This window comes from Erythrobacter dokdonensis DSW-74, from assembly GCF_001677335.1.
In the GTDB taxonomy this organism is placed as follows: Bacteria; Pseudomonadota; Alphaproteobacteria; order Sphingomonadales; family Sphingomonadaceae; genus Erythrobacter; species Erythrobacter dokdonensis.
Genome location: NZ_LZYB01000001.1, coordinates 91,002 through 115,904 on the forward strand (window position 1 = coordinate 91,002; position 24,903 = coordinate 115,904).

The 24,903-nt window shown below is 65.9% G+C and carries 27 protein-coding genes; 14 read left to right on the forward strand and 13 right to left on the reverse strand.

Annotated elements, in window-relative coordinates:
- Positions 1 to 4: 4 nt before the first annotated feature.
- Together I603_RS00480 and I603_RS00485 are read right to left on the reverse strand one after the other, a co-directional pair.
- Positions 5 to 352, reverse strand: coding sequence for an ArsR/SmtB family transcription factor (locus tag I603_RS00480; RefSeq protein ID WP_086621816.1), 348 nt, complete (start codon positions 350 to 352; stop codon positions 5 to 7).
- Positions 349 to 999, reverse strand: a complete 651-nt coding sequence (locus tag I603_RS00485) for a peroxiredoxin (protein WP_068862465.1) — start codon at positions 997 to 999, stop codon at positions 349 to 351. Before I603_RS00485 ends, I603_RS00480 begins: the two co-directional genes overlap by 4 nt.
- A gap of 73 nt (positions 1,000 to 1,072) precedes the next feature.
- On the opposite strand from I603_RS00485, the gene I603_RS00490 reads away from it, so the two are divergent.
- The 12 genes from I603_RS00490 (at position 1,073) to I603_RS00540 (ending at position 11,465) form a co-directional block, all read left to right on the forward strand.
- Positions 1,073 to 2,005 (forward strand): MBL fold metallo-hydrolase, encoded by a 933-nt coding sequence (locus I603_RS00490; RefSeq protein WP_068861870.1) that lies wholly within the window; start codon positions 1,073 to 1,075, stop codon positions 2,003 to 2,005.
- On the forward strand, positions 2,002 to 2,451 hold the full coding sequence (locus I603_RS00495) for a YeeE/YedE family protein (protein WP_068861871.1): 450 nt from the start codon (positions 2,002 to 2,004) through the stop codon (positions 2,449 to 2,451). Before I603_RS00490 ends, I603_RS00495 begins: the two co-directional genes overlap by 4 nt.
- Entirely contained in the window at positions 2,448 to 2,867 is a 420-nt protein-coding gene (locus I603_RS00500) for a DUF6691 family protein (RefSeq protein WP_068861872.1), read from the forward strand. Before I603_RS00495 ends, I603_RS00500 begins: the two co-directional genes overlap by 4 nt.
- A complete protein-coding gene (locus I603_RS14625; protein ID WP_068861873.1) occupies positions 2,867 to 3,286 on the forward strand; it encodes a protein tyrosine phosphatase family protein in 420 nt (139 codons plus the stop codon). Before I603_RS00500 ends, I603_RS14625 begins: the two co-directional genes overlap by 1 nt.
- Before the next feature lie 24 nt (positions 3,287 to 3,310).
- Positions 3,311 to 4,537 carry an NAD(P)/FAD-dependent oxidoreductase gene (locus I603_RS00510; protein WP_068861874.1) on the forward strand — a complete coding sequence of 409 codons (1,227 nt, stop codon included), beginning with the start codon at positions 3,311 to 3,313 and terminating at the stop codon, positions 4,535 to 4,537.
- Between the two features lie 3 nt (positions 4,538 to 4,540).
- The gene (locus I603_RS00515) at positions 4,541 to 6,298 is read left to right on the forward strand and encodes a SulP family inorganic anion transporter (protein WP_068861875.1); all 1,758 of its coding nucleotides are present in this window, start codon (positions 4,541 to 4,543) and stop codon (positions 6,296 to 6,298) included.
- 191 nt (positions 6,299 to 6,489) lie between these two features.
- A complete protein-coding gene (locus tag I603_RS00520) occupies positions 6,490 to 7,119 on the forward strand; it encodes a peroxiredoxin (RefSeq protein WP_068861876.1) in 630 nt (209 codons plus the stop codon).
- A 125-nt stretch (positions 7,120 to 7,244) separates the two neighbouring features.
- Positions 7,245 to 8,696: a cytochrome ubiquinol oxidase subunit I gene (locus I603_RS00525; protein WP_068861877.1), complete on the forward strand. Its 1,452-nt coding sequence runs from the start codon at positions 7,245 to 7,247 to the stop codon at positions 8,694 to 8,696.
- Positions 8,696 to 9,691, forward strand: coding sequence for a cytochrome d ubiquinol oxidase subunit II (gene cydB / locus I603_RS00530; protein WP_068861878.1), 996 nt, complete (start codon positions 8,696 to 8,698; stop codon positions 9,689 to 9,691). Before I603_RS00525 ends, cydB begins: the two co-directional genes overlap by 1 nt.
- On the forward strand, positions 9,691 to 9,825 hold the full coding sequence (locus tag I603_RS14195) for a DUF2474 domain-containing protein (RefSeq protein WP_084439731.1): 135 nt from the start codon (positions 9,691 to 9,693) through the stop codon (positions 9,823 to 9,825). Before cydB ends, I603_RS14195 begins: the two co-directional genes overlap by 1 nt.
- Entirely contained in the window at positions 9,822 to 10,166 is a 345-nt protein-coding gene (locus tag I603_RS00535) for a thiol-disulfide oxidoreductase DCC family protein (protein ID WP_068861879.1), read from the forward strand. The genes I603_RS14195 and I603_RS00535 overlap by 4 nt, the downstream gene beginning before the upstream one ends.
- A gap of 132 nt (positions 10,167 to 10,298) precedes the next feature.
- The gene (locus I603_RS00540; RefSeq protein WP_068861880.1) at positions 10,299 to 11,465 is read left to right on the forward strand and encodes an alpha-hydroxy-acid oxidizing protein; all 1,167 of its coding nucleotides are present in this window, start codon (positions 10,299 to 10,301) and stop codon (positions 11,463 to 11,465) included.
- Positions 11,466 to 11,730: 265 nt separating this feature from the next.
- On the opposite strand, the gene I603_RS00545 is transcribed toward I603_RS00540, so the two are convergent.
- The 11 genes from I603_RS00545 to tsaD all read right to left on the reverse strand — a co-directional run bounded on the left by I603_RS00545 (position 11,731) and on the right by tsaD (position 23,157).
- Positions 11,731 to 13,182 carry an NAD-dependent succinate-semialdehyde dehydrogenase gene (locus I603_RS00545; protein WP_084439733.1) on the reverse strand — a complete coding sequence of 484 codons (1,452 nt, stop codon included), beginning with the start codon at positions 13,180 to 13,182 and terminating at the stop codon, positions 11,731 to 11,733.
- A 110-nt stretch (positions 13,183 to 13,292) separates the two neighbouring features.
- Positions 13,293 to 14,303 carry a fumarylacetoacetate hydrolase family protein gene (locus tag I603_RS00550; protein WP_068861882.1) on the reverse strand — a complete coding sequence of 337 codons (1,011 nt, stop codon included), beginning with the start codon at positions 14,301 to 14,303 and terminating at the stop codon, positions 13,293 to 13,295.
- Positions 14,300 to 14,947: a maleylacetoacetate isomerase gene (gene maiA, locus I603_RS00555; RefSeq protein ID WP_068861883.1), complete on the reverse strand. Its 648-nt coding sequence runs from the start codon at positions 14,945 to 14,947 to the stop codon at positions 14,300 to 14,302. Before maiA ends, I603_RS00550 begins: the two co-directional genes overlap by 4 nt.
- Positions 14,947 to 16,152, reverse strand: a complete 1,206-nt coding sequence (locus tag I603_RS00560) for an acyl-CoA dehydrogenase (protein ID WP_198157196.1) — start codon at positions 16,150 to 16,152, stop codon at positions 14,947 to 14,949. The genes maiA and I603_RS00560 overlap by 1 nt, the downstream gene beginning before the upstream one ends.
- 88 nt (positions 16,153 to 16,240) lie before the next feature.
- Entirely contained in the window at positions 16,241 to 16,561 is a 321-nt protein-coding gene (locus tag I603_RS00565) for a phage tail protein (protein WP_084439735.1), read from the reverse strand.
- Positions 16,562 to 16,693: 132 nt separating this feature from the next.
- Complete coding sequence (locus I603_RS00570) at positions 16,694 to 17,050, reverse strand: response regulator (RefSeq protein WP_068861884.1); 357 nt, start codon at positions 17,048 to 17,050, stop codon at positions 16,694 to 16,696.
- A gap of 74 nt (positions 17,051 to 17,124) precedes the next feature.
- On the reverse strand, positions 17,125 to 17,685 hold the full coding sequence (locus tag I603_RS00575) for a hypothetical protein (protein ID WP_068861885.1): 561 nt from the start codon (positions 17,683 to 17,685) through the stop codon (positions 17,125 to 17,127).
- A 101-nt stretch (positions 17,686 to 17,786) separates the two neighbouring features.
- Positions 17,787 to 19,448 (reverse strand): vWA domain-containing protein, encoded by a 1,662-nt coding sequence (locus I603_RS00580; RefSeq protein WP_068862468.1) that lies wholly within the window; start codon positions 19,446 to 19,448, stop codon positions 17,787 to 17,789.
- Positions 19,449 to 19,517: 69 nt separating this feature from the next.
- Positions 19,518 to 21,062, reverse strand: coding sequence for a lipopolysaccharide biosynthesis protein (locus I603_RS00585; RefSeq protein WP_068861886.1), 1,545 nt, complete (start codon positions 21,060 to 21,062; stop codon positions 19,518 to 19,520).
- Positions 21,059 to 22,075 carry an NAD(P)H-dependent glycerol-3-phosphate dehydrogenase gene (locus tag I603_RS00590; RefSeq protein ID WP_068861887.1) on the reverse strand — a complete coding sequence of 339 codons (1,017 nt, stop codon included), beginning with the start codon at positions 22,073 to 22,075 and terminating at the stop codon, positions 21,059 to 21,061. Before I603_RS00590 ends, I603_RS00585 begins: the two co-directional genes overlap by 4 nt.
- Positions 22,072 to 23,157: a tRNA (adenosine(37)-N6)-threonylcarbamoyltransferase complex transferase subunit TsaD gene (gene tsaD, locus I603_RS00595; RefSeq protein ID WP_068861888.1), complete on the reverse strand. Its 1,086-nt coding sequence runs from the start codon at positions 23,155 to 23,157 to the stop codon at positions 22,072 to 22,074. The genes I603_RS00590 and tsaD overlap by 4 nt, the downstream gene beginning before the upstream one ends.
- A gap of 44 nt (positions 23,158 to 23,201) precedes the next feature.
- Here tsaD and hemC point away from each other — a divergent pair, with 44 nt between their 5' ends.
- Together hemC and I603_RS00605 are read left to right on the forward strand one after the other, a co-directional pair.
- Entirely contained in the window at positions 23,202 to 24,143 is a 942-nt protein-coding gene (gene hemC, locus I603_RS00600; protein WP_084439737.1) for a hydroxymethylbilane synthase, read from the forward strand.
- 2 nt (positions 24,144 to 24,145) lie between these two features.
- A complete protein-coding gene (locus tag I603_RS00605) occupies positions 24,146 to 24,856 on the forward strand; it encodes a uroporphyrinogen-III synthase (protein WP_068861890.1) in 711 nt (236 codons plus the stop codon).
- The last annotated feature ends 47 nt before the right edge of the window (positions 24,857 to 24,903 follow it).

Consider the following 24,903-nt stretch of genomic DNA (forward strand, 5'->3'; position numbering starts at 1 on the left):
GCCGTCAGGACATCCGGGCGAAATTGGCGACCCCGGGCGCGGGCGTGCGCAGGGGCTCTGGGTCGGTGGTGAGGGCGATGCCGGGCGCGAGCGCGGCGATGGCTGCGGTCACCGCGCCGATCTGTTCACCCGCGATGGCATAGAACACCAGCTTGGCGTCCTTGCGCGTGTCCACCAGTCCTGACTTGCGCAGCACGCCCAGCTGCTGGGACAGGCCCGGCTGACCGATGCCCGTCACCTGTTCGATCTCGCCGACATTGCGCTCGCCCGCAGACAGTGACGAGAGAATGCGGAAGCGCAGCGGGTGGGCAAGGGCCTTCAGCGCCTCGATCAGGTCTTCCTCGGCCATCATGCCTTTCCTTCGTTGTCGCGCAGGAACCATCCGGTGATGTCCTTTGCGGCATAGACCTCGTCGAGATTGTGGCTCGGTGCGGCCAGCATCGGCTCGCCCGGCTGCCAGTTGGCAGGAGCCAGCGCGTGCCTTTCGTCGATCGCCTGTAGCCCGTCGAGAATGCGCAGCATCTCCGGCACCGATCGGCCGAGATTGGCCGGATAGCAGGTCATCGCCCGGATCACGCCCTGAGGGTCGATGAAGAATGTGGTGCGCACGGTGGCGCTGTCGTTGTCCTGTGGCGAGACCATGCCGAAAGCGCGGCCGATCACCAGCGTCGGATCCTCGACGATGGGAAAGCGCACCTCCACGCCGAAACGGTCGCGGATCATGCGCAGCCAGGCGAAATGCGAGAACAGGCTGTCGACCGAAAGCGCCATCAGCGCGCAGTCGCGGTCCTCGAAGGCCTCTGCCTCGCGGGCGAGGGCGACGAATTCGGTGGTGCAAACGGGCGTGAAGTCAGCCGGGTGCGAGAACAGCACCAGCCAGCGCTTGCGATAGGCCGACAGGCGCACGGGTCCGATCGTGCTGCGGGCCTCGAAGTCGGGGGCGATGTCGCCGATCCGCAGGCCGGCGCAGGGGGGAGGCATGGAGCTGGGGTCGTTCATGGAAGCCTCATAGCACTTGACAGCGACATTGCAATACATATACACAATTTATGTAAACAAATGGAGAAAGACCATGAGTGCCAATGATTCGATCCTTGCTGCGGCCACCGCGCAGGTCGAGCGGGCGCGTGCTGATGCAGCCCTGCGTCCTGAAGTTGCAGGTTTCTTCGACCCTGCCACCTTCACTGTTACCTATGTGGTCCATGATCCGGCGACGATGGAGGCTGCGATTGTCGACTCGGTGCTCGACTTCGACCCCAGTTCCGGCCGCACCTCGACTGCCTCGGCCGACCAGGTTATCGATTACGTCACTTCAAAAAATCTGAAAGTGACTTGGCTGCTTGAGACCCATGCCCATGCCGATCACCTTTCGGCCGCGCCCTATCTTCAGGAGAAGCTGGGCGGGAAAATCGCGATCGGCGAGCATATCACCACGGTGCAGCAGGTGTTCGGCAAGCTGTTCAACGCCGGTACCGAATTCGAGCGCGACGGTTCGCAGTTCGATCATCTGTTCAAGGACGGCGATACCTTCACCATCGGCACCCTGCCGGTGACGGTGATGCATGTCCCTGGCCACACGCCGGCCTGCATCGCCTATGTCGTGGGCGAGGCGGTGTTCGTGGGCGATACCATGTTCATGCCCGATTACGGCACGGCGCGGGCCGACTTTCCGGGCGGGGATGCGCGCACGCTGTTCCGCTCGCTCCGGCGCATCCTGATGCTACCCGGCGAGACGCGGCTGTTCATGTGCCACGACTACCTGCCCAAGGGCCGCACGGAATATGTGTGGGAGACCACTGTCGCGGCCGAGCGTGAAGGCAATATCCATGCCCATGACGGGGTCGCGGAGGACGAGTTCGTGCAGATGCGCGAAGCGCGCGATGCGACGCTCGACATGCCGCGCCTGATCCTGCCGAGCGTGCAGGTCAACATGCGCGCAGGGCACCTGCCGCCTGCCGACGACAACGGCGTGACCTACCTCAAGCTGCCGGTCAACGCGGTATGATCCTGCCGGGTTTCCCAGAGGCGGCCCCGCTGGCCGGGCTCGGCGGCGGCGTATTGATCGGGCTGGCGGCAGCGCTGATGCTGCTGGGCGCGGGGCGGATTGCCGGGGTCTCCGGCATCGCCGCGCGCGCCTTCGGCATCGCGCCGGGTTCAATGTCGCGCGCCGGGGCCTTCGCTTTCATCATCGGCCTGCCGCTGGGCGCGCTGGCGGTGGCAGGGCTTTCGGGCGCGGCCACTCCGGCCTTCGCCAGTCCGGTTATGCTGGCGGTTGCTGGCCTCATCGTCGGTGTCGGCACGCGGCTCGGTTCGGGCTGCACCAGCGGGCACGGCGTGTGCGGGATGAGCCGCTTGTCACAGCGCTCGCTGGTTGCCACCGCGACTTTCATGGTAACCGGCTTTGCGACCGTGGCGGCCATGAACGCGCTCGGCATCGCGGTGCTGCCATGACCCGCGACCTGCTCGTTCCGCTCGCCTCGGGCACGATCTTCGGCGCCGGACTGACGCTTGGCGGGATGACCGATCCGGCACGGGTGCGCGGCTTTCTGAACCTGTTCGGCGACTGGGATCCCACGCTCGCCTTCGTGATGGGCGGGGCGGTGCTGGTTATGGCGGTGGCCTGGCTGCTGCAGAAGCGGATGCAGCGTCCCCTGTTTGCCGAGGGATTCTCCCTGCCCGACCGCAGCGACCTCACCCCGCGCCTTGTGGGCGGTTCGGCGCTGTTCGGGATCGGCTGGGGCATTGCCGGATTGTGCCCCGGCCCCGGCTTTGCCTCTTTCGCGATCGCGCCGGGTGCGGCGGCGATCTTCGTTGCCGCGATGCTGGCGGGAATGCTGCTGGTTCGCCTTGTGGAAGGAAATGCCTGATGGAACTGCGCAATATCGATGCGACGCTGGCGGTCGCCCCGCAGATGGCGCCCGAGGAGCTGGCAGGCCTTGCCGATCAGGGCTTTGCCGCAGTGATCTGCAACCGCCCCGATGGCGAGGAGCCGGGCCAGCCGCCGCTTGAAGACATGCGCCGCGCTGCGCAGGAGGCGGGCCTCGCCTTCCACCATATCCCGGTTGCAGGCGGGGTGTTCCCGCCTGCCGCGGTCGACGCCTTCGCCGCGATCCGCCGCGGCACGCAAGGCAAGGTGCTGGCCTATTGCCGCACCGGCACCCGCGCCGCGACGCTCGATGCGCTGGCCAATGTCGGCGGTCTGAGCGTGGAAGATCGGATCGCCAACGCCAAGGCTGCCGGATACGACCTGTCGGCCCTCGCCGACCGGATGGCGGCAAGCAACTAGATCGGGATACGGGAGGGATCGGACATGAGCACGGCCACACACACAATCGTCATTATCGGTGGCGGCGCGGCGGGGATCGCCACGGCGGCCTCGATGCTCAAGCGCCGCCCGGGGCTCGACATCGCGATCGTCGAGCCATCCGACACCCACGCCTATCAGCCCGGCTGGACAATGGTGGGCGGGGGCGTGTTCGATGTCGCCACCACCATGCGCCCGATGGCGAGCGTCATGCCAAAGGGCGTGCGCTGGGTGAAACAGGCGGCCGCCAGTTTCCAGCCCGAAAGCAATCAGGTGACCCTCGCCGATGGCAGCACCATCACTTACGAAGTGCTGATCGTAGCCCCCGGAATAAGGCTCGCGTGGGAGAAAATCGCGGGACTCGAGGCGACGCTGGGCCGCAACGGGGTGACCTCCAACTACCGCCCCGACCTTGCGCCCTATACCTGGGAGCTTGTGCAGGGCCTGAAGCAAGGCCGGGCGATCTTTACCCAGCCTCCCATGCCGATCAAATGCGCGGGCGCGCCGCAGAAATCCATGTATCTCGCCTGCGACCACTGGCGCCGCTGGGGCGTGCTGAAAGATATCGCAGTCGAATTCCGCAATGCCGGCGGGGTGCTGTTCGGGGTGGCCGATTATGTCCCCGCGCTGATGAGCTATGTCGAGAAATACGGCATCGCGCTGGAACTCGGCAGCAATCTGGTCGCGGTCGATGGCCCCGCACGGCAGGCGACCTTCAAGACCGCCGAGGGCGAGGAGACGGTCGGCTTCGACATGCTCCACGTCGTTCCCCCGCAGGTCGCCCCGCAATTTCTGGCCGACAGCCCGCTCGCAGCGGATACCGGCTTTACCGATGTCGATCTGCACACGCTCCAGCATGTGCGCTATCCCAATGTCTTCGGGCTTGGCGATGCTGGCTCGATGCCCAATGCCAAGACCGCCGCTGCCGCGCGCAAACAGGCGCCGGTGGTCGCGGTCAACGCGCTGCGGCAACTTGACGGGAAGGGGCCGACCGCGGGCTATGACGGCTATGGTTCGTGCCCGCTGACGGTCGAGCGCGGCAAGATCGTGCTCGCCGAGTTCGCCTATGGCGGCAAGCTCGCGCCCAGCTTCCCGACCTGGCTGGTCGACGGCACCAAGCCTGCGCGCCTGTCATGGATGCTCAAGGCCGATCTTCTGCCCTGGCTTTACTGGAACGGGATGCTCAAGGGCCGTGAATGGCTTGCCGGGCCCGGCGGTTTGATCGCACAATAGACCATGCTCCAGCGCTATTTCCCGATCCTCGAATGGGGCCGCACCTATAACCGCGAGGTGCTGACCAGCGACCTGATGGCGGCGGTGATCGTCACCATCATGCTGATCCCGCAGAGCCTCGCCTATGCGATGCTGGCCGGATTGCCGCCGGTCGTCGGCCTCTATGCCTCGATCATGCCGCTGATTGCCTATGCGATCTTCGGCACCAGCCGGACGCTTGCGGTCGGACCGGTGGCGGTGGTCTCGCTGATGACGGCGAGCGCGGCCGGAGCGGTCGCGGTGCCGGGGACGGCGGAATATCTCGAAGCGGCAATCACGCTGGCCGCATTGTCCGGGGTGATGCTGGCGGTGCTGGGATTGCTGCGGCTGGGGTTCCTGGCCAACCTGCTGTCGCATCCGGTCATCAGCGGCTTCATTTCCGCGAGCGGCATCCTGATTGCCACCAGCCAGTTGAAGCACATTCTTGGCGTGAAGGTCTCGGGCGAGACCTGGCCGGAGATGCTGGCGGGGCTGGCGGGCAAGATCGGCGAGGTGAACCTTCCAACCCTCGCCATCGGCATCCCGGCGACTCTGTTCCTGTTCTGGGTGCGCAAGGGGCTCAAACCTCTGCTGGTGCGCCTCGGCATGGGCGCGCGCGCGGCAGACATGGCGGCCAAGGCCGGGCCGGTGGTGGCGGTAGCGGTGTCGATCCTTGCGGTGATCGGCTTCGGCTTGCAGGGCAAGGGCGTCTCTATCGTCGGTGCGATCCCGCAAGGCCTGCCGCCCTTCGCAGTGCCCTCGACCGACCTTGCGCTGATCGAGGCGCTGTGGGTGCCCGCGCTGCTCATTTCCATTATCGGCTTTGTGGAAAGCGTCTCGGTCGCGCAGACTCTGGCCGCGAAGCGTCGCCAGCGGATTGCGCCGGACCAGGAACTGATCGGGTTGGGAGCCAGCAACATCGCCAGTGCGCTGTCCGGCGGCTATCCGGTGACGGGGGGCTTTGCCCGCTCGGTGGTGAATTTCGATGCGGGCGCGCAGACCCCGGCGGCGGGAGCCTTCACGGCGGTCGGCATCGCGCTCGCCAGCCTGTTCCTCACCCCGTTGTTGTTCAACCTGCCCGATGCGACGCTGGCGGCAACCATCATCGTTGCCGTGTTGAGCCTTGTCGATCTCAAGACCCCCGGTCGGCTCTGGGCCTATTCCAAGGCCGATTTCGCCGCCCACGCCGCGACGATCGCGGTTACCCTGCTGGCAGGGGTGGAGATGGGCGTGATCGCGGGCGTGGGCGTGGGCCTGCTGCTTTACCTGTGGCGCGCAAGCCGTCCCCATGCGGCGATTGTCGGGCGGGTGCCGGGGACCGAGCATTTCCGCAATATCGAGCGCCACAAGGTGCTGACCCTGCCGCACCTGCTGTCGATCCGCATCGACGAAAGCCTGACCTATCTCAATGCCCGCTGGCTGGAGGAATATGTCCTCGAACAGGTCGCCGAGCGCCCGGCCTTGCGCCACGTGGTGCTGATGGCGAGCGCGGTGAATGCGATTGACGCCTCGGGCCTCGAAAGTTTGGAAGCGATAAACCACCGGCTCGAGGATGCGGGCGTAAAGCTGCACCTGTCGGAAGTGAAGGGCCCGGTGATGGACCGGCTGCAGCGCACCCATTTCCTCGACGATCTGTCGGGCCGCGTGTTCCTGTCGCAGGATCAGGCCTTTGCCGAGCTCGCCAATGACACCGGCGAGGAGGCGGGCGAGGCCGATCCGATGCTGGCGCGCGGGCTGATCTGAGTCCGGCAACTACACTTTCGGAAAAATTATAATCGAAAGCGCCTAGAAGGCGGCTTTCATGATTGAACGTGCCATGAAACGGACAAAATCTGGACAAGTGGAAAAATCGATTTCATAAACCGAGTAATTGATATATCCCCGACTCGCGCCGCCTGCTAGGGCAATCGCACCCAAGCAAAGGAGCAAAGACCATGAGCCTGCATATCGGCGATACCGCCCCCGATTTCACCGTCGCCACCACCACCGGCGAGATTTCCCTGCATGACTGGGCGTGTGACAGCTGGGTGTTCTTTTTCAGCCACCCGGCCGATTTCACTCCTGTCTGCACTACCGAAATGGGCATGACCGCGCGCCTTGCCGCCGAGTTCGAGAAGCGCAATTGCAAGCCGCTGGGCCTGTCGACCGATACGGTCGAAGAACACCTCGCATGGGTCAAGGACGTGGACGAGACGCAGGGGGTTACCCTGACCTTTCCGATCGTCGCCGACCCCGATCTGACCATCGCCAAGCTTTATGACATGATCCACCCCGACCAATCGGAAACCGCGGCGGTGCGTTCGGTGTTCATCATCGATCCGGCCAAGAAGATCCGCCTGACCATGACCTATCCGATGAGTGTGGGGCGCAATTTCGACGAGATCCTGCGTGTGATCGACAGCCTGCAGCTCGCCGACAAGGCGCGCATCGCCACGCCTGCCGACTGGCGTCCGGGCGACAAGGTGATCATTCCGCCTTCGATCCCCGATGAAAAGGCCAGGGAAATGTTCCCGCAGGGCTTCACCACCATCAAGCCCTATCTGCGGCTGGTCGAGGTCGCCTAGCGACCCGGCCCCTATGCACCGCCGGGCATCCCCCCGCCCGGCGGTGCAACCCTTTTCGCTTCCAACCGTATATTCGGTGCAGCGATTGCAATTGATCGGTGCAGCCAAGGGATTAGCTCATCATCATGTTGGAAAACCTCGACGCCCTGCTGCTCGCGCGCATCCAGTTCGCCTTCACGGTGAGCTTCCACTTCTTCTTTCCGGCCTTCTCGATCGGGCTGGCCAGCTATCTTGCGGTGCTTGAGGGACTGTGGCTGAAGACCGGCAAACCGGTCTATCTTGACCTGTTCAAGTACTGGCTGAAGATCTTCGCCATCGCCTTTGCCATGGGCGTCGTGTCGGGCATCGTCATGTCCTACCAGTTCGGGACCAACTGGTCGGTGTTCTCCGATGTCGCAGGGCCGATCCTCGGCCCGCTGATGGCTTACGAGGTGCTGACCGCCTTCTTTCTCGAAGCGGGCTTTCTGGGCGTCATGCTGTTCGGGATGAACAAGGTCGGCAAGAAGCTGCATTTTGCCGCGACGCTGATGGTGGCGCTGGGCACTTTCGTGTCGGCCTTCTGGATCCTGTCGGTCAACAGCTGGATGCAGACGCCCACGGGCTATGAAATCGCCGCCAACGGGCAATACATGCCCGGTCCCAGCTGGTGGGCCATCGTCTTCAACCCCAGCTTTCCCTATCGCCTCGTCCACACGGTGATGGCGGCCTATCTCACCACCGCTTTCGTGGTCGGCGCGGTGGGCGCCTGGCACCTGCTCAAGGACCGCGCAAACCCGCACGCACGCAAGATGTTCTCGATGGCGATGTGGATGGCGGCAATCGTCACGCCCTTGCAGATTTTCGCCGGCGACATGCACGGGCTCAACACCCTCGAGCACCAGCCCGCCAAGGTCATGGCGATGGAGGGGCATTACCAGTCCCACCCCGACGGCGCGCCGCTGATCCTGTTCGGCATCCCCGATTCAGAGGCGAAGACGGTTCGTTACGCCATCGAAATCCCCAAGGCATCGTCCTTTATCCTCAAGCATGACTGGGACGCGCCGCTCGCCGGGCTCGACACCATCCCCGATGACGAGGAACCGCCGGTTGGCATGGTGTTCTGGAGCTTCCGCGTGATGGTCGGCATCGGCTTTGCGATGCTCGGCATCGGGCTGTGGAGCCTGTGGGGCCGGGTACGGGGCAGGCTTTACGACATGCCGTGGCTGCACCGCGCCGCGGTGCTGATGGGGCCATCGGGCTTCGCCGCCGTGCTCGCCGGATGGATCACCACCGAAGTCGGCCGCCAGCCCTATGTCATCTACGGCCTGCTGCGCACGGCTGACGCCGCGAGCCCGCTTGATGCGCCTGCGGTCGCCGCCTCGCTGCTGGCTTTCATCCTCGTCTATTTCACCGTCTTCGGCATCGGCGTGTGGTACATCCTCAAGCTGATGGGCAAGGCGCCGCACGCGGGCGAATATGGCGTCAAGCGCGGCGATACCGGCCCGATCCGCACCGCCGGGATCACCCCGGGGCTGACGCAGAATCCGGGCGGCGAGGAGGCTCTGCCTTCGGCCAGGCCGGAAAAGGAGCCGGTGTGATGGATCTGACCGTCATCTGGGCTTTCATCATCGCCTTTGCCGTGTTCGCCTATGTGGTGATGGACGGCTTCGACCTCGGTATCGGCATCCTGTTTCCCGCCTTTGCCGCCGGGCGTGAACGCGACCGGGCGATGAATTCCATCGCGCCGGTGTGGGACGGGAACGAGACCTGGCTTGTGCTGGGCGGCGGCGGGCTGTTTGCCGCCTTTCCGCTTGCCTATGCCGTGATCTTGCCCGCGACCTATCCGCTGATCATCGCCATGCTCCTGGGCCTCGTTTTCCGCGGCGTGGCCTTCGAATACCGCTGGCGCGATCCCGGCCACCAGAAGTTCTGGGACATGGCCTTTACCGGCGGCAGCTTCGTCGCTGCGCTGGCGCAGGGCATGACGCTGGGCGCGCTGTTGCAGGGCATCGAGGTGGTGGACCGCGCCTATGCGGGCAGCTGGTGGGACTGGCTCACGCCCTATACCCTGCTGACCGGTCTCGGCACGGTCGCCGGCTATGCCCTGCTGGGGGCGAGCTGGCTGATCTGGAAGCTTGACGGCGAGGAACAGGCCCACGCCCGCAAACTGGCGATCCGCTGGGGCGCTGCGACCATCGTGCTGATGGGCGCGGTGAGCCTCTACAACATCGCGCTGAAGCCCGAATATGCCGCGCGCTGGCTGACCGCGCCGGAAATCTACTGGGTCGCGCCGGTGCCGATCGTGACCGCGATCGTTGCGCTGTCGATGCTGCGGGCGATCCTGAAAGACCGCAACTCCAAGCCTTTCTGGCTGGGCATCGCGCTGTTCTTCCTCGGCATGAGCGGGCTGGGGGTCACCATCTGGCCCAATGTCGTGCCGCCGGGCGTCACCATCTGGGACGCCGCGGCGCCCGAACGCAGCCAGATCTTCATGCTGGTGGGCGTCGCGCTGACCATGCCGCTGATCATCGGCTACACCGCCTGGGCCTATTGGGTGTTCAGAGGGAAAGTCGCTGACGAAGGTTACCATTGATGCTTGCGCCGCCTGAACAACCGCCGGAAGGTCCGCTGTGGCAGCGCCTCCTCTGGATGGCGGGCATCTGGGCGGCGAGCGTCGCGGTGCTGGGCACGATCGCCTACATCATCCGCCTTTGGATCGCGCCTTGAGTCGTGTGAAAGTCTGGTACGACGGTGCCTGCCCGCTGTGCCTGCGCGAAATCGCGCTGATGCGGCGATTGGATAAGCGCGAGGCGATCACCTTTGTCGATGTGGCTGAGGGAGGCGATCCGTCCTGCCCCGTCGACCGTGCGCAATTGCTCGCTCGCTTCCACGCCGAAGAGAACGGCGTCATCCATTCCGGCGCGGCCGCTTTTGCGGCGATGTGGCGGGCGATCCCGCTGCTGCGCCCGCTCGGGCTGGCGGCAAGGAACCCCCATGTGCTGCGCTTGCTCGAGGCGGCCTATCTGCGCTTCCTCAAGGTCCGTCCGCGCTTGCAACGCCTGTTCTAGCCTTTGGATGTCGCATCGCCTCAGCGGAAAACCGGTGCCCACTTTTCCGCGCGATGCTCCCGAAAACCGCTTGCCCTCAAGCGCTGCTTCGGCTGATCTTATTCCCAAACACCACGGGAGAGACGATACGCCATGACCTATTTCGGCGCGATGCAGAACGAGATCTACAATGCCGGGCTCAAGGGCATCCTGCCCACCTATCCGGTCGATTTCGCCACTCTGGAAAAGCGCGCGCACGAGGCGCTGGGGCCGAGTCTCACCAACTATGTCGCGGGCGGCTGCGGCGACGAGCACACGCAGGACCAGAATGCGACCGCATTCCACCATTGGGGCATGGTGCCGCGCATGATGGTCGATTGCTCTACCCGCGACCTGTCCATCGAGCTGTTCGGCCATCGCTATCCGACCCCGCTGTTCATGGCCCCGATCGGTTTGAACGGCGAGGCGTCGCAGGACCGGCATGGCGACATGGCCGCCGCGCGCGCCTCGGCGATGACGGGGGTGCCGTTCTGCGCATCGACCCTTGCCAATGATCCGCTGGAGGATGTGAAGGCGGCCTGCGGGGATACGCCTGCCTGGTTCCAGCTTTACACGCCGAGGAACCGCGAACTGGCGACGAGCCTCATCCGCCGCGCGGAAGATGCCGGCTACAAGGCGCTGGTGGTGACGCTCGATACCTGGGTAACCGGCTGGCGCCCGCGCGATCTCAATGCGTCGAACTTCCCGCAATTGCGCGGCAAGGTCTTGCAGAACTACTTCACCGACCCCGTCTTCCGCTCGCTGCTGGCCCAGCCCCCTGAGGAAGACCCGGCGGCGGCGATCTTCACCTGGGCAGCGACCTTCGGGCAGGTGCTGACCTGGGAGGACATGGCGTGGTTCAAGTCGGTCACCAAGCTGCCGATCGTGCTCAAGGGCATCTGCCACCCCGACGACGCGCGCCGCGCGGTCGATAGCGGGGCGGATGCGGTCTATTGCTCCAACCACGGCGGGCGACAGGCCAATGGCGGGATCGCCACCATCGACCTGCTGGAAGAGGTGGTGAAGGCATCGGGCGATACGCCCGTGCTGTTCGACAGCGGGGTGCGCTCGGGCACCGATGCGATAAAGGCGCTGGCAATGGGCGCGCGCGCTGTGGGCGTGGGCCGGCCTTACACTTACGGACTCGCGCTGGGCGGGGCCGAAGGTGCGGCCTGGGTGTTAAGGTCGATCCTCGCGGAGGCGGACCTGCTGATGGCCGTTAACGGTTATCCGACCCTTGCCGACGTGCGTGCTGCGGGGGTGCGGCGCACGGATCGGTGAGCCGTTGCTGCGGCAAGGCGATTAACCATGTTCTTCATAATTTATCCACAGTTTTGCTGTTAATCTGGATCCCATACCCACCTGCGAATCGGGGACACGATCAATGGCAAGACCAACTATCTGGTCCAGCGGGCCGGATCCCATGCTTCGGACAGTCTGCATCCAGGACGAACATGCGCGCCGCGCGCGTTACGGCCGCATCCGGCCGATGGAAAACCACCGCTCGCTGCTTGGCCGGATTGCCAGCCTGATCGGCTGAACGCGCTCAGCCGCCAGCCTTCGCCATCATCACCAGCTTGGTGTCGGTGAAGGCCAGATAGCCTTCCTCGCCGCCTTCCGAACCGAACCCGCTGTCGCCGATCCCGCCAAACGGGGTTTCCGGCGAGGCTACGATCAGCTGGTTGATCCCGACCATACCGGCGCGCAGGCTGTTGCCGAGGTAATGCGCCTCGTCGAGATCGCCCGAAAAGGCATAGGCGGCAAGGCCGTAGCGCAAGCTGTTGGCGATCCGCACGGCATCCTCGATCGTGTCATAGGGAACGATGCCCGCGATCGGTCCGAAGGGTTCCTCGTTCATGAGCCGGCTGTCCGGCGCGGGATTGGCAATGACGGTGGGCTGGAAGAAGAAGCCCTGTCCCGCAATGGCCGCACCGCCTGTCACCACCTCGCCGCGGTTGCCACCGACATCCGCGACCACCTGCTCCATGGCCGCGATCCGGCGGCTGTGCGCCAGCGGGCCCATGTCGACGCTCTCGTCCGCGCCCGGATCGCCGACCTTGAGCTTCGCAGCCCGCTCGGCGAATTCGGCCACGAAATTGTCGTAGATCGCCTTGTCGACGAGGAAGCGGGTGGGAGAGACACAGACCTGTCCGGCATTGCGGAACTTGGTCGCAGCGCACATCGCGACGGCCCGTTCGAAATCGGCGTGGCGGCTGACGATCACGGGCGCATGGCCGCCGAGTTCAGGGGTGAAGCGTCTCATCAGGCTGGCCGCAAGGGCACCCAAATGCTTGCCTACCGCAGTCGATCCGGTGAAGCTGACCTTGCGCGTGACGGGTGAGGCGATGAGGTGTTCCGATACCGGTCCGGGATCGCCATAGACGAGGTTCAGCACGCCCTTGGGCAGGCCGGCATCGGTGAAGCATTCGACCAGCAATTGTGCCGAGGCCGGGGTGTTCTCCGCCGGCTTCAGGATCGCGGTGCAGCCCGCCGCCAGCGCGCCGGCGATCTTCTTGGCGGGCAGGTTCACCGGGAAGTTCCATGGGGTGAGCAGCACCGCGGGGCCGATCGGTTCGTGCGTCACCATCTGGGCGATCAGCGCCTGCCCGCGGGTCGGGATCAGGCGGCCGCCACGGCGCTTGGCCTCCTCGGCAAGAAAATCAATCGTGTCGCAGGCCGAGAGAATCTCGCCGAGCCCCTGCGCATGCGGTTTGCCCATTTCGGCGGTGATGACGCGCGCGATGGCGGGCGCGCGCTCGCGCAAGCGATCGGCGGCGCGGCGCAGGATCGCGTAACGCTCGGCGCCCGGAGTCTTGCTCCATGTCGCGAAAGCATCGTCTGCCGCCTTGAGCGCCTTGTCGAGCTGGGCGGTCGATGCTTTGGGGCACTGGCCGATTTCCGCGCCCGTCGACGGGTTGACCACCGCCATTTCTCCTGCCTCACCAGTTGCAATCCACTGGCCATCGATCAGCATCTTGAGGGTAGGGTAGGCGGTCATCACAGGGTCCTCGAAATCTCGGGATGTTTCACGCGAAACACCATTCTGGCGGGGGTCTAACCGGGGTCTAGCCGGGGTCTGGAGGGGGTCAAGACCCCTGCAAGGCCGCCTCAGACCGCTACGACGTGCTGCTCGATAGCCCCGAAGATCGAGTGGTTGGCGCTGTCCCGCATCTCGATCCGCACCGTGTCGCCTGCCTGCATGAACGGCGTTTTCGGCGCGCCGTCCGCAATGGTTTCGATCATGCGGATTTCGGCGATGCAGGAATAGCCCGCGCCACCTTCGGCCACGGGCTTGCCCGCTCCGCCGTCCGCGCCCTTGTTCGAGATCGTGCCGGTGCCGATGATCGTGCCTGCACATAGGTTGCGGGTCTTGGCCGCATGGGCGACGAGCTGCGCGAGGTTGAAGGTCGCGTCCACCCCCGCATTGGCGCGGCCGAAGGGCTGGCCGTTCAGGTCGACCATCAGCGGCAGGTGGATGAGGCAGTCGGCCCACGCCTCGCCCAGCTCGTCCGGCGTCACCGCGACCGGCGAGAAGGCGCTGGCGGGCTTGGACTGGAAGAAGCCGAAGCCCTTTTCCAGCTCCGCCGGGATGAGGCCGCGCAGGCTCACGTCGTTGACCAGCATCAGCAACTTGATGTGGCCTGCGGCCTCCTCCGGCGAAACGCCCATCGGCACATCGCCGGTGATGCAGGCGATCTCGCCCTCCATGTCGCAGCCCCATGCGGGATCGCCCAAGGGAATGTCCTGACGCGGGCGCAAGAAGCTGTCGGATCCGCCCTGATACATCAGCGGATCGTGGTAGAAGCTGTCGGGCACCTTGGCCCCGCGCGCCTGCCGCACCAGTTCGACATGGTTGATATAGGCGCTGCCATCGGCCCACTGGTAGGCGCGCGGCAGGGGCGAATGGGCCTGCCGTTCATGGAAGCGCTCGCACGGCACCGCTTCATGCTCGACATCGCGGGCGAGCACTTCGAGTTCGGGCGCGATGCGATCCCAGTCGTCGAGCGCGGCCTGCAAGGTCGGCGCGATGTAACCGGCCGCGCAGCAGCGGGTGAGGTCCTTGCTGACCACCACCAGCCGCCCGTCGCGCGTGCCATTGTCAAGGGTTGCAAGCTTCATGCAATATTCTCCGGGGAGTCGATCTGGTTATCGGGATGCGCCGCGGCGAAGGCGGGCAGGGCAAGGCAGGCGGCCTCGATGCGTGTGAGATGGGGGCTGGCCGAGAGGTCGTACGCGAACCGCCGCGCGTTGTAGAGCTGCGGCACCAGCACCACCTCGAACAGGCCGGGCGCATCGCCATGGAGGAAATCGCCCGTGCCCAGCATCGCCAGCCGCGCCTCTACGGGCAAGAGCGTGCGTTTCAGCCAGTGGCGATACCAGGTGTCGATTTCGTCCTGCGTGTGGCCCAACGGGTCTTTCAGGTATTTCAACACCGGCAGGTTGTTGACCGCGTGCACCTCGGTCGCGATGCCATAGGCGAGTTCGCGCACGGTATAACGATCCTCTATGCCCTCCGGCAGCAGGCGCGGCGTCGGATAAGCCTCGTCCAGCCATTCGAGCAGCGCCATCGACTGCGCCCGGTCGCGCCCGTCCGCCTCCAGCATCGGCAGCGAGCCGAAGGGGTTGCGGGCGGTAAAGGCGGCGTCCTTGTTCTCGGCGGTGACGAGGTTGACGGGGATGTTCTCGAAGGCCAGCCCCTTCAGGTTCAAGGCGATCCTGAGCCGGTAGGAGGTCGACGAGCGGAAGTAGCCGAACAGGCGCATCAGAATGCCGCGATCCCCGTGATCGCCCGTCCGAGGATCAGCGCATGGACATCATGCGTGCCTTCGTAGGTGTTGACGGTTTCAAGGTTCACCGCGTGGCGGATCACCTGATATTCCTCCGAAATGCCGTTGCCGCCATGCATGTCGCGCGCGGCCCGCGCGATATCGAGCGCCTTGCCGACATTGTTGCGCTTGACGATCGAGATCATGTCGGGGGCAAAGCGTCCCTCGTCGATCAACCGGCCTACCCTGAGGCTTGCCTGAAGGCCCAGCGCAATATCGCTCATCATGTCGGCGAGCTTCTTCTGGTAAAGCTGGGTCGCGGCCAGCGGGCGGCCGAACTGGTGTCGATCAAGTCCGTACTGGCGCGCTGCGGCAAGGCAGAACTCCGCCGCCCCCATCGCGCCCCAGCTGATGCCGTAGCGCGCACGGTTGAGGCAGCCGAACGGGCCTTTCAGCCCTTCGACATTGGGCAGCAGCGCCGAGGCCGGCACCCGCACCTCGTCCATCATGATCATGCCGGTGGTCGAGGCGCGCAGGGAAATCTTGCCCTTGATCTTGGGGGCGGAAAGCCCGGCCATGCCCTTTTCAAGCACGAAGCCGCGGATCGCGCCGCCGTGCTCCTCGCTCTTGGCCCAGACCACGAAGACATCGGCGAAGGGCGCGTTGGAAATCCACGTCTTGGAGCCGGAGATGACGTAGTCGTCGCCGTCCTTCTTGGCCCAGGTCTTCATTCCCGCCGGGTCCGAACCGGCATCGGGTTCGGTCAGGCCGAAGCAGCCGATCAGCTCGCCCGCTGCAAGGCCGGGGAGGTATTTGCGGCGCTGTTCGTCCGATCCATAGGCGTAGATCGGATGCATCACGAGGCTCGACTGCACGCTCGCCATCGAGCGGTAGCCGCTGTCCACCCGCTCGATTTCGCGGGCGATGAGGCCATAGGCGACATAGCTTGCGCCCGCGCCGCCGAATTCTTCCGGGATCGTCGCACCCAGCAGGCCCGCCTTGCCCATCAGCGGGAAGAGTTCGGGCGCGTCCATTTCCTCGCGAAAGGCATCGATCACGCGCGGCTGCAATTCGCCTTGCGCAAAGCCGTGCGCGGCGTCGCGGATCATCCGTTCTTCTTCGCTCAGCTGGCTTTCGAGGTCGAAGGGGTCTTCCCAGTTGAACGGGGCGATACCGCTCTTGGGTGCCGGGGTGCCATGCATGGCGTTGCTCCTGCGTTTTTCGTTTCCGTCCGCCTTCGCAGGTGCGCGTATCCTTCGCAAGGCTCCTTCGCACGGCCGCGCGAGAGCTTTAGCTTCGTGCGGGGTATATCCCTTGGGTGACGATGCAATATTTCAGCTTGCGGCCTTCCTTGTCGCCCGTTCCGTCAAGCTTGGGCAGGGCAAAGGTCGTGCGTCCGTCGCCGCCATACATGGTGCCCAGCAGCGAAAAAAGGGCCGTGTTCTGGTCGATCGCAAGCAGGCGACCATCAGCTGGCAACGTGTTTCGCGGGCAGAAATTCCCGGCGAACACGAACACTTCTCCCAGATATGCGTCGCGCGCCTGAGCCGGTGTGCTGAAGGCCATCAGGGTGGCAGCGACAAGCCCGGTGCCGGAGAGCCACGTTTTCATCTTCCGTTTCCTCCCTTGGTCACAGGCGTTCATACTGGACCGAAAGGGAAGGGGTGTCCAACGCCAGCGGGGAAAAATCCGGTGCGGTCTAGTTCCGCGAGCGCGGCGCGGAGTGGCGGAGCCGGGATTTTTTCAGCAGGTCGTCAACACCCGGCCGACGGCATCGAGCAGCACCGCCGGAGGGCAGGGTTTGGCCACAGCCATCGCTCGCGGGAAACGGGCGGCAAGCTCGTCCCTTTCGGAGCGTTCGGAATGGAGGATCACCGGCACATCATCATCGAGCAGTTTCTGCGCCAGTTCGTAGGTCAGCCCGTCTGCAAGCTCGATATCGAGGATCGCAAGATCAGGCTTTTCCTTCTGGCACGCGAGCATGGCCGAGGAAATTCCGGCATGGGGTCCTTCGACCTCGTACCCCGCTTCCTCAAAAGTATCGCGCAGATCAAATGCCGTAATATACTCGTCTTCGGCGACCAATATTCGCAAGGCCATCCGTCCTCTCCCGCATCCGCGACTCTCCCCGGACGCAAGAATAACATGGAATCGGCGCAAGCCTTGCAGGAATATTATCCGTTATTGCCGAAACGTTGAGCAAAGGCAGTTTCGTCGCCCTGGCTGAGCAGCTTTGCCTGTTCGATCCACTGGTCGCGGGTGATGCGTCCCTTGAAACGGCCGAGCTGGTCGTCGATGCGCGCGACATCTTCCTCCGACCAGCTTGCGATCTGGGCATAGGAGGTGACGCCAAGCTCTCCGAGAAGTGCCACCAATTTGGGGCCAACACCCTTGATGCGCGACAGATCGTCGGCGGCAACCGGGGCGGGGGCGGGGGCCTCGGCAACCGGCGCAGGAACAGGTGCGGGCTCGGGCGCTGGGGCCGGCTGAGAGATAGGTTCTGGCGCAGGCGCAGGCGCAGCTTTGGCAACCGCCGGAGCTGCATCAATCAGCGCCTGATTGCGCTGCGCAGGCGCCGCGCCTTCGGCCAGCACATCGCGGGCGAGGGCCGGGGCACTGCCGTCTTCCACAATTTTGGCCTTGCGGTTGGCGCGCATCAGGAACCACACCGCGACGATCAGCAGTGCAAGGCTCAGCACGATCAGCGCCAGGGCAGCGGAAAATTGGTCAGACATGAGCACGCGTCTCCTGGGGGAATCGGAAAAGAGCACCGCTTTAGCAGCGGCTAGGCGTCAATCCCAAGTCCCTTCGGGTCGCGCACCCTCCGGGCACCGCGTCAGCCGCCTTTCAGGCTGCCCGCCAGCGCGTTCAGTTGCAGGAATTCCTGGCGCCAGTAATTGTCCTGCTGGCCGGCGAGCCGGTCGATGTCGGCAAAGTCGAAGCCCATCATCATCTCGTCCCCGCGCAGCACCTGCCCGAACGCGGCGACCGCGGCGGCGAAGGCGAAATCGCCCCGTGGCAGAGCGGCTGTCTTGAGCGCGGCGGAGGGCACCGCCTGCTCGATCAGCTTCGAGGTGTCGCCGTCGGGCAGCTTGTAGCGCAGTTTGACATTGGCGGCCTCGGCGAGCCGCGCGGCGGCGGCCTTGTCGGGCGCATCCTCGTAGCGGCGCGGCGCGATCCAGCCCTTGCCGCCGACGGGCACGACCTCGTAGATCGCTGTCACCTGGTGCCCTGCGCCGATATCGCCCGCATCGACCCGGTCATTGTCGAAATCCTCCTCGCGCAGCGCCCGGTTCTCGTAGCCTACAAGGCGATACTGGCTGATCACGGCCGGATTGAATTCGACCTGGATCTTCACGTCCTTGGCGATGGTGAACAAGGTCGAGCTCATCTCCTCGCCCAGCACCTTTTTCGCTTCCAGCGCGGTGTCGATATAGGCGTAGTTGCCGTTCCCGTGATTGGCGATCTGCTCCATCATCGCTTCGTTGTAATTGCCCGTGCCGAAGCCCAGCGTGGTCAGCGTGATGCCCTTGTCGCGCTTGTTCTCGATCATTTCGATCAGCGCTTTGGTGTCCGAGAGGCCGACATTGAAATCGCCGTCGGTGGCAAGGATGACGCGGTTGACGCCGTCCTTGATGAAGTTGTCCTCGGCGATGCGGTAGGCCAGTTCGATGCCTGCGCCGCCTGCGGTCGATCCGCCCGCCGAAAGGCTGTCGAGCGCGCGGCGGATTTTCCCGGTGTCGCTGGTCGGTTCGAGCACCAGCCCCGCAGCGCCCGCATAGACCACGATCGAAACCTTGTCCCGGGGGCCAAGCTCACCCGCCAGCCCGGCCAGCGCGGTCTTGACCAGCGGCAGCTTGTCGGCAGAGTTCATCGAGCCCGAGACATCCATCAGGAACACGAGGTTGGCGGGCAGACGTTCGTCGCGCTCGATATCATAGCCGCGCAGGCCGATACGCATCAGATAGGTGCCCTCGTTCCACGGGCTTTTCGCCACGTCGGTCGACACCGTGAAGGGCTGGCTGCGATCCTTGGGCCTAGCATAGTCGTAGCGGAAGTAGTTGACCATCTCCTCGGTACGCACCGCGTCCTGCGGGGGCATCATCCCCTGCGACAGGAACCGGCGGGTGTTGGCATAGGCCCCGGTATCCACATCGACGCTGAAGGTGGAGACCGGCTCGGCGCTGGTCAGCTTGACGGGCGAGACTTCCTTGCCGTCATACTTCTCGCGGCCCGGATCGGTGGCGACCATCACCGGTGCGGCGTAAAAGGCGTTCTCGGCACTCACCGCGCCGCCGCGAATCCGCGAGCCGGTGACGGTAACCGCCATCGCATCGCCCGCGGCATAGGCGGGCGGCGGGGGAGGCGGCGGCGCCGGAGGGGCGGGTTTCTCGGCTCGCGGAGCCGGTGCCTGCGCCAGATCGCCCGGTGCTTCCCTCGCGCAGCTTGCCAGAACCACACACAGTGCCGCAGTGGCGGCGAGTCTCGTCCCTCGCATCATCTTGTCTCCCCACATCAAAGGCGAGCGAGATGATCCGGTCCGGGCCGTGAATAGCGACTGAACGCTCTAGGACGGCGACGAAGCGTCCGGGGCGGGGACGACATTCTTGCGGAACAGCACCTTGTCGCCCTCGTCGAAACCGCGCCGCCAGATCACCAGCGCATAGGTGGCGAGCACCGCCGGAATGCCGACGACGAGTTCAATCCATTCGGGCAGGAAGGTGAAGGCATAGCCCACCACCACCGCCGCACCCGCGGCGTAGACCAGCGGCCAGCGCCAGTTGGAAACGGGTGCGCCCAGCAGGTGCTTCAGCAGCAGCGCCTTGACGAGGCTCGATGCCGCCAGCGCCAGCATCAGCGCCCCGGCTGCCCCTGCCGCCTGATAGCCATCGCCAAAGCCTGCATTGCGCGCCGCCATGATCAGCGCCACCGTCAGCCCTGCCTGAAGTGCAATGATCCCGACCGATATGGCGAGATTGCGCTTCCTTGCGATGTAGACCAGCACGCTTTCCGAGACGACCGCCATCGAGGCGACCACCTCGGCGGCGAGCAGGAAGGCGAGCGTGGCGGTGCCCGCGACATAGTCCGGCCCCCACAGCCCCATCACCGCTTCGCCCGGGATCGCCAGCACCAGTGCGATGCCAAGCTGCACCGCGATGATCCAGAAGCCCACTTGCCGCACCTGCGCGGCAATCGCTTCCATGTTGCCGATGCGCAGGTTCTTGGTGATGACAGGCGACAGGATCGGCTCGAAACTGGTCTTCAGCTTCTGCGGCAATGATGCGATCTGCTGCGCGGCGTAATAGATGCCGACCGCCTGCGGAGGCGCGAACAGGCCGAGGATGAAGATATCGAGCAGCCGCGTGCCGCGCTCGATCGCGTCGGCACCCACCAGCGGGAAGGCACTCGCCGACATGCCGAGCATGGCGCGCGGGGCCGGTCGCCAGTCGCGCGGCAGCCCGTAAGTGCGCAGGAACGGCCAGAGCGCGGTCAACAGGCCGGCATAGATCGAGGTGATGAAGGCCAGCGCCAGCCCGGCATCGCGCGTCCCGGGCAGGTAGAAGAACAGTCCCGCCGCGATCGAGATCGTCCACGGTTCGACAATCGCCCGCGTGCGTACCGTGGTGGCGATATCGAAGCGATAGGCCTGCGCCGCGAGCAGGATCTCGGTCACGGCAAAGGCCGGGATGGTGGCGACCAGCCAAAGATCATAGGGGCTGTTGGTGCCGTTCGGGAACATCGGCTCCGGGAATGCCAGAAGCAGCAGCGCGGCGATGGCGGAATAGCCCAGCGCCAGCAGCATCCCGTCATAGACGAGGTTGACCTCCGCCGACCGGTTCTCGCCCGCGCCTTCGGACAGGCGTTGCGCCAGCCCGCGCTTTTCGCCCAGCGAACAGATCAGCGCGACAATCTCGATCAGGACCAGTGCCGAGGCGAAGCGGCCCAGGGCCTCGGCCCCGTAAAGCCGGGTAGCGATGACGAGAAAGGGGATGCGCGCCACCAGCCGGATGACAAAGCCCATGGTGTTGGTGCGCCCGCCCTTGGCCAGCGTGGCGAGGTCATCGCCGCCCTTTTCCGGGGCGGGAGCCGTGTCGGCGGGCGGCAGGCTCACGCCCCGATGTCCCCGGCATCGCTTTCCAGCTCGGCCCGCAAGGGTCGCGAAAGCAGTTCGGCCACGATCTCGCGCGCGCTTGCCCCGCCGAGGATGGCATTGACGGCAGCGACAATCGGCATGGGCACACCGCGCTGCTCGGCCAGATCGGCCAGCACCGGCGCGGTATGCGCGCCCTCGGCAACGGTCCGGCGGTCGGCCATGAGGTCGGCCGCGGATGCGCCTTCGCCAAGCGCCTTGCCGAGCGCAAAATTGCGGCTGGAGGCGCTTGAACAGGTCAGCACCAGATCGCCCAGCCCGCACAGGCCCGTCAGCGTCTCGGTCTGCGCACCCAGTGCCTCGCCAAAGCGCAGCATCTCGCTAAAGCCCCGCGCAATCAGCGCCGCACGCGCGTTCTGGCCGAGGCCGAGGCCGTCGACCACGCCGCAGGCAATCGCCAGCACGTTCTTGACCGCGCCGCCGATCTCCGCGCCGGTCACATCGTCGGAATAATAGGGCCGGAAGGCGGGCCGGGCGATGGCGGGGGCCAGCCGTTCCCACTGCTCCGCTCCGCCGCCGCAGGCGAGGGTCACGGCAGTCGGCATGCCGGCGGCGACTTCATGCGCGAAGGTTGGGCCGGAAAGCACGGCGATGGCGCTGCCGGGCGAGGCTTCGCGCGCGACATCATTCATCAGCCGCCCGCTGCCTGCCTCGATACCCTTGGAACACAGCACCAGATCGCGCGGAGGGCGGGGCAGGCTTGCCAGCACCTTGCCCAGCACCTGCGCCGGGGTGACGACCAGCAGGGTGTCGATCCCCGTCAGATCGCCAAGCTCGCCGGTCGCGCGGATCGTCGGCGCAAGGCTGGCGGACGGCAGGTAGAGCGGGTTGCGGTGTTCGGCATTGATCGCCTGGACCACTTCAGGCTCATAGGCCCACAGCACCACGTCGCGGCCATCCGAGGCGAGCATCTGCGCCAGCGCGGTGCCCCATGCGCCCGCGCCGATGACACCAATGGTTTCGTGCTGGGTCATGCCTTCACTCCTGCACCGCGCACCTTGCCCGCTTCGGGGTCGAGCGGCCAGCGCGGGCGCGCGGCGACATCGAGCGGGTCGCCGGTGAAATCCGGCCCTTCGGTTGCGAGCCGCTCGATGCCCGCCCATGCGATCATCGCGGCATTATCGGTGCACAGGGCGAGCGGCGGGGCGACAAAGCGCATCGCGTGTTTCGTCGCCAGAGCTTCGAGGGCTGCGCGAACGGTCTTGTTGGCGGCGACCCCGCCCGCCACCACCAGCGCCGGGAAGGGGCCGGCGGCGGCCAGTGCATGGTCGAGCCGGTCTGTCAGGCATTCGACCGCCGCCTGCTGGAAACTCGCGGCAATATCGGCAGGCGCGTGCGCGCCGCTTTCGACCGCGCGCAGCACCGCGCTCTTGAGGCCGGCGAAGGAGAAATGGGGTTCGGCCGAGCCCTTGAGCGGGCGGGGCAGGGGGACGGCGCGCGCGTCGCCCTCCAGCGCAAGGCGTTCCACCGCAGGCCCGCCCGGATAGCCCAGCCCGAGCAGCTTGGCGGTCTTGTCGAAAGCCTCGCCCAGCGCATCGTCGATGGTGGTGGCAAGGCGGCGATAGCGCCCGACGCCTTCCACGGCGAGGATCTGGCAATGCCCGCCCGAGACCAGCAGCAGCAGATAGGGGAAGGCGAGGCCGCCATCGGCGAGACGCGGCGACAGCGCGTGGCCTTCAAGATGGTTCACCGCCAGCAAGGGCTTGCCGCTCGCCATCGCCAGCGCCTTGGCGCTTACCAGGCCGACCATCACCCCGCCGATCAGCCCCGGCCCGGCGGTGGCGGCAATCGCGTCGACATCATCGAGCGTCATGCCGGCCTCGGCCATGACCTTTTCGAGCATCGGGGCGAGCCGCTCGGCATGGGCGCGCGCGGCGATCTCCGGCACCACCCCGCCATAGGGCGCGTGTTCGGCCTCCTGACTGGCGATGGCCTGGGCAATGATCGTCCGGTCACCCGCGACCAGCGCCACGGCAGTCTCGTCGCAGCTCGATTCGATGCCCAGCACAAGCGGGGGCACGATGCGCGTATCAGAGATGTGAGCGGACGATCCCATGGCGCTTCCATCTAGTCGCTGTGGCCGCTAGGGCAAGCACAGCCATGACAGAAGCCTCTACATCGACGCCGAGACTGCGCCTCGGCACCCGCAATTCCCCGCTTGCGATGGCGCAGGCCGTCGAAACCCGCACCCGCCTGTGCGCCGCCCTTGGCTGGGCCGAGGAGGAGGTCGAACTCGTCCCTGTACTCGCCAGCGGCGACAAGGTGCTCGACCGGCCGCTGGCGGAAATCGGCGGCAAGGCGCTGTGGACCAAGGAGCTCGATCAATGGCTGGGCGAGGGGCGGATCGATGCCTCGGTCCACTCGGCCAAGGATGTCGAAACGATCCGGCCGCGCGAATTCCATTTCCCCGCCTTCCTGCCGCGCGCCGACCGGCGTGATTGTCTGGTCGGGGCGGCAAGCATCGCTGCGATCCCCGAAGGCGCTATCATCGGCACCAGCGCGCCCCGGCGGGCAGCGCAACTGCTGAACCTGAGGCCCGATTGCAAGGTCGTGACCTTTCGCGGCAATGTCGCAACGAGGCTTGGCAAGCTGGAGGCGGGTGAGGCGGACGTGACCTTCCTCGCCGCAGCGGGTCTTGAGCGGTTGGGGCAGAGCGAGGTCGCACACCCGCTGGCGCAGGACGAATGGATCCCCGCCGCAGCCCAGGGCGTGATCGCGATCGAATGCCGCGCGGATGATGCCGAAACCACCGCGCTCCTCGCCGCAATCGACCACGCGGCCACCCGCGCCGAACTGGAGGCCGAACGCGCGCTGCTGGCGGAACTGGGCGGCACCTGCCACTCGCCGGTCGCGGTCTTGTGCGAGCTGGCGAACGGGCACCTTGCCATGCGCGCCGCGCTGTTCAGCCCCGACGGGGCCGAGCGGATCGAGGGCAGCGCCAGCTTCGCGCCCGGGGATCATGCGCCGGTAAGGGCGCTGGCCGCCGATCTGCTGGCGCGCGCCACGCCCGGCATCGCGCCGCATTTCCGGGCTGCGGGCTGACCATGCACCTGATCGCGCTGCGCCCCCAGCCGGGGCTGGCCGCGACGCTGGAAAAGGCCCGCGCGGCAGGCCTGGCGATTGCCGGACACGCGCTGTCGGAAATTCGCGCCCTGCCGTGGGACTGCCCCGATCCGGCGGCCTTCGACGGGTTGCTGATCGGCAGCGCCAACGCGATCCTGAACGGCGGCGCGCACCTTGAACGGTTGAAGGACAAGCCGGTTTTTGCCGTGGGCGAGGCCACCGCCGAGGCGGCGCGCGCGGCGGGGCTGGCCGTTGCAATGGTGGGGAGCGGTGGCTTGCAGGGCGTGCTCGATGCGATATCCGGTCCGTGCCACCTTCTGCGCATCGCGGGCGAGGAACACGTGCCGCTCACCCCGCCCGAGGGCGTCAGCTTTGACACCGTGATCGCCTATCGCAACGCCATGCTGCCGCTTGATGCCGCTGCCATCGTGCTGCAATCCGGAAGCGCGCTGGTGCTGCTCCATTCGGCGGCCACCGCGCGCCATTTTGCCGCCGAATGCGACCGGCTGGGACTGTACCGCGCCCGCATCACGCTCGCCGCTCTCGGCCCGCGCATCGCCGCTGCGGCGGGCGAGGGCTGGCGCGCTGTCCACACGGCCTCCCGCCCGGACGAGGTTGCCTTGTTGGCATTGGCTTCCCACTTGTGCCAGAAGAGCGACGCCATTCCCGCCCCCCGTGCCGGACAGCCGTAAGCGCGGCGGCGGCTTGGCGGGGACAAACGAGGTCGCAGAACGGATCG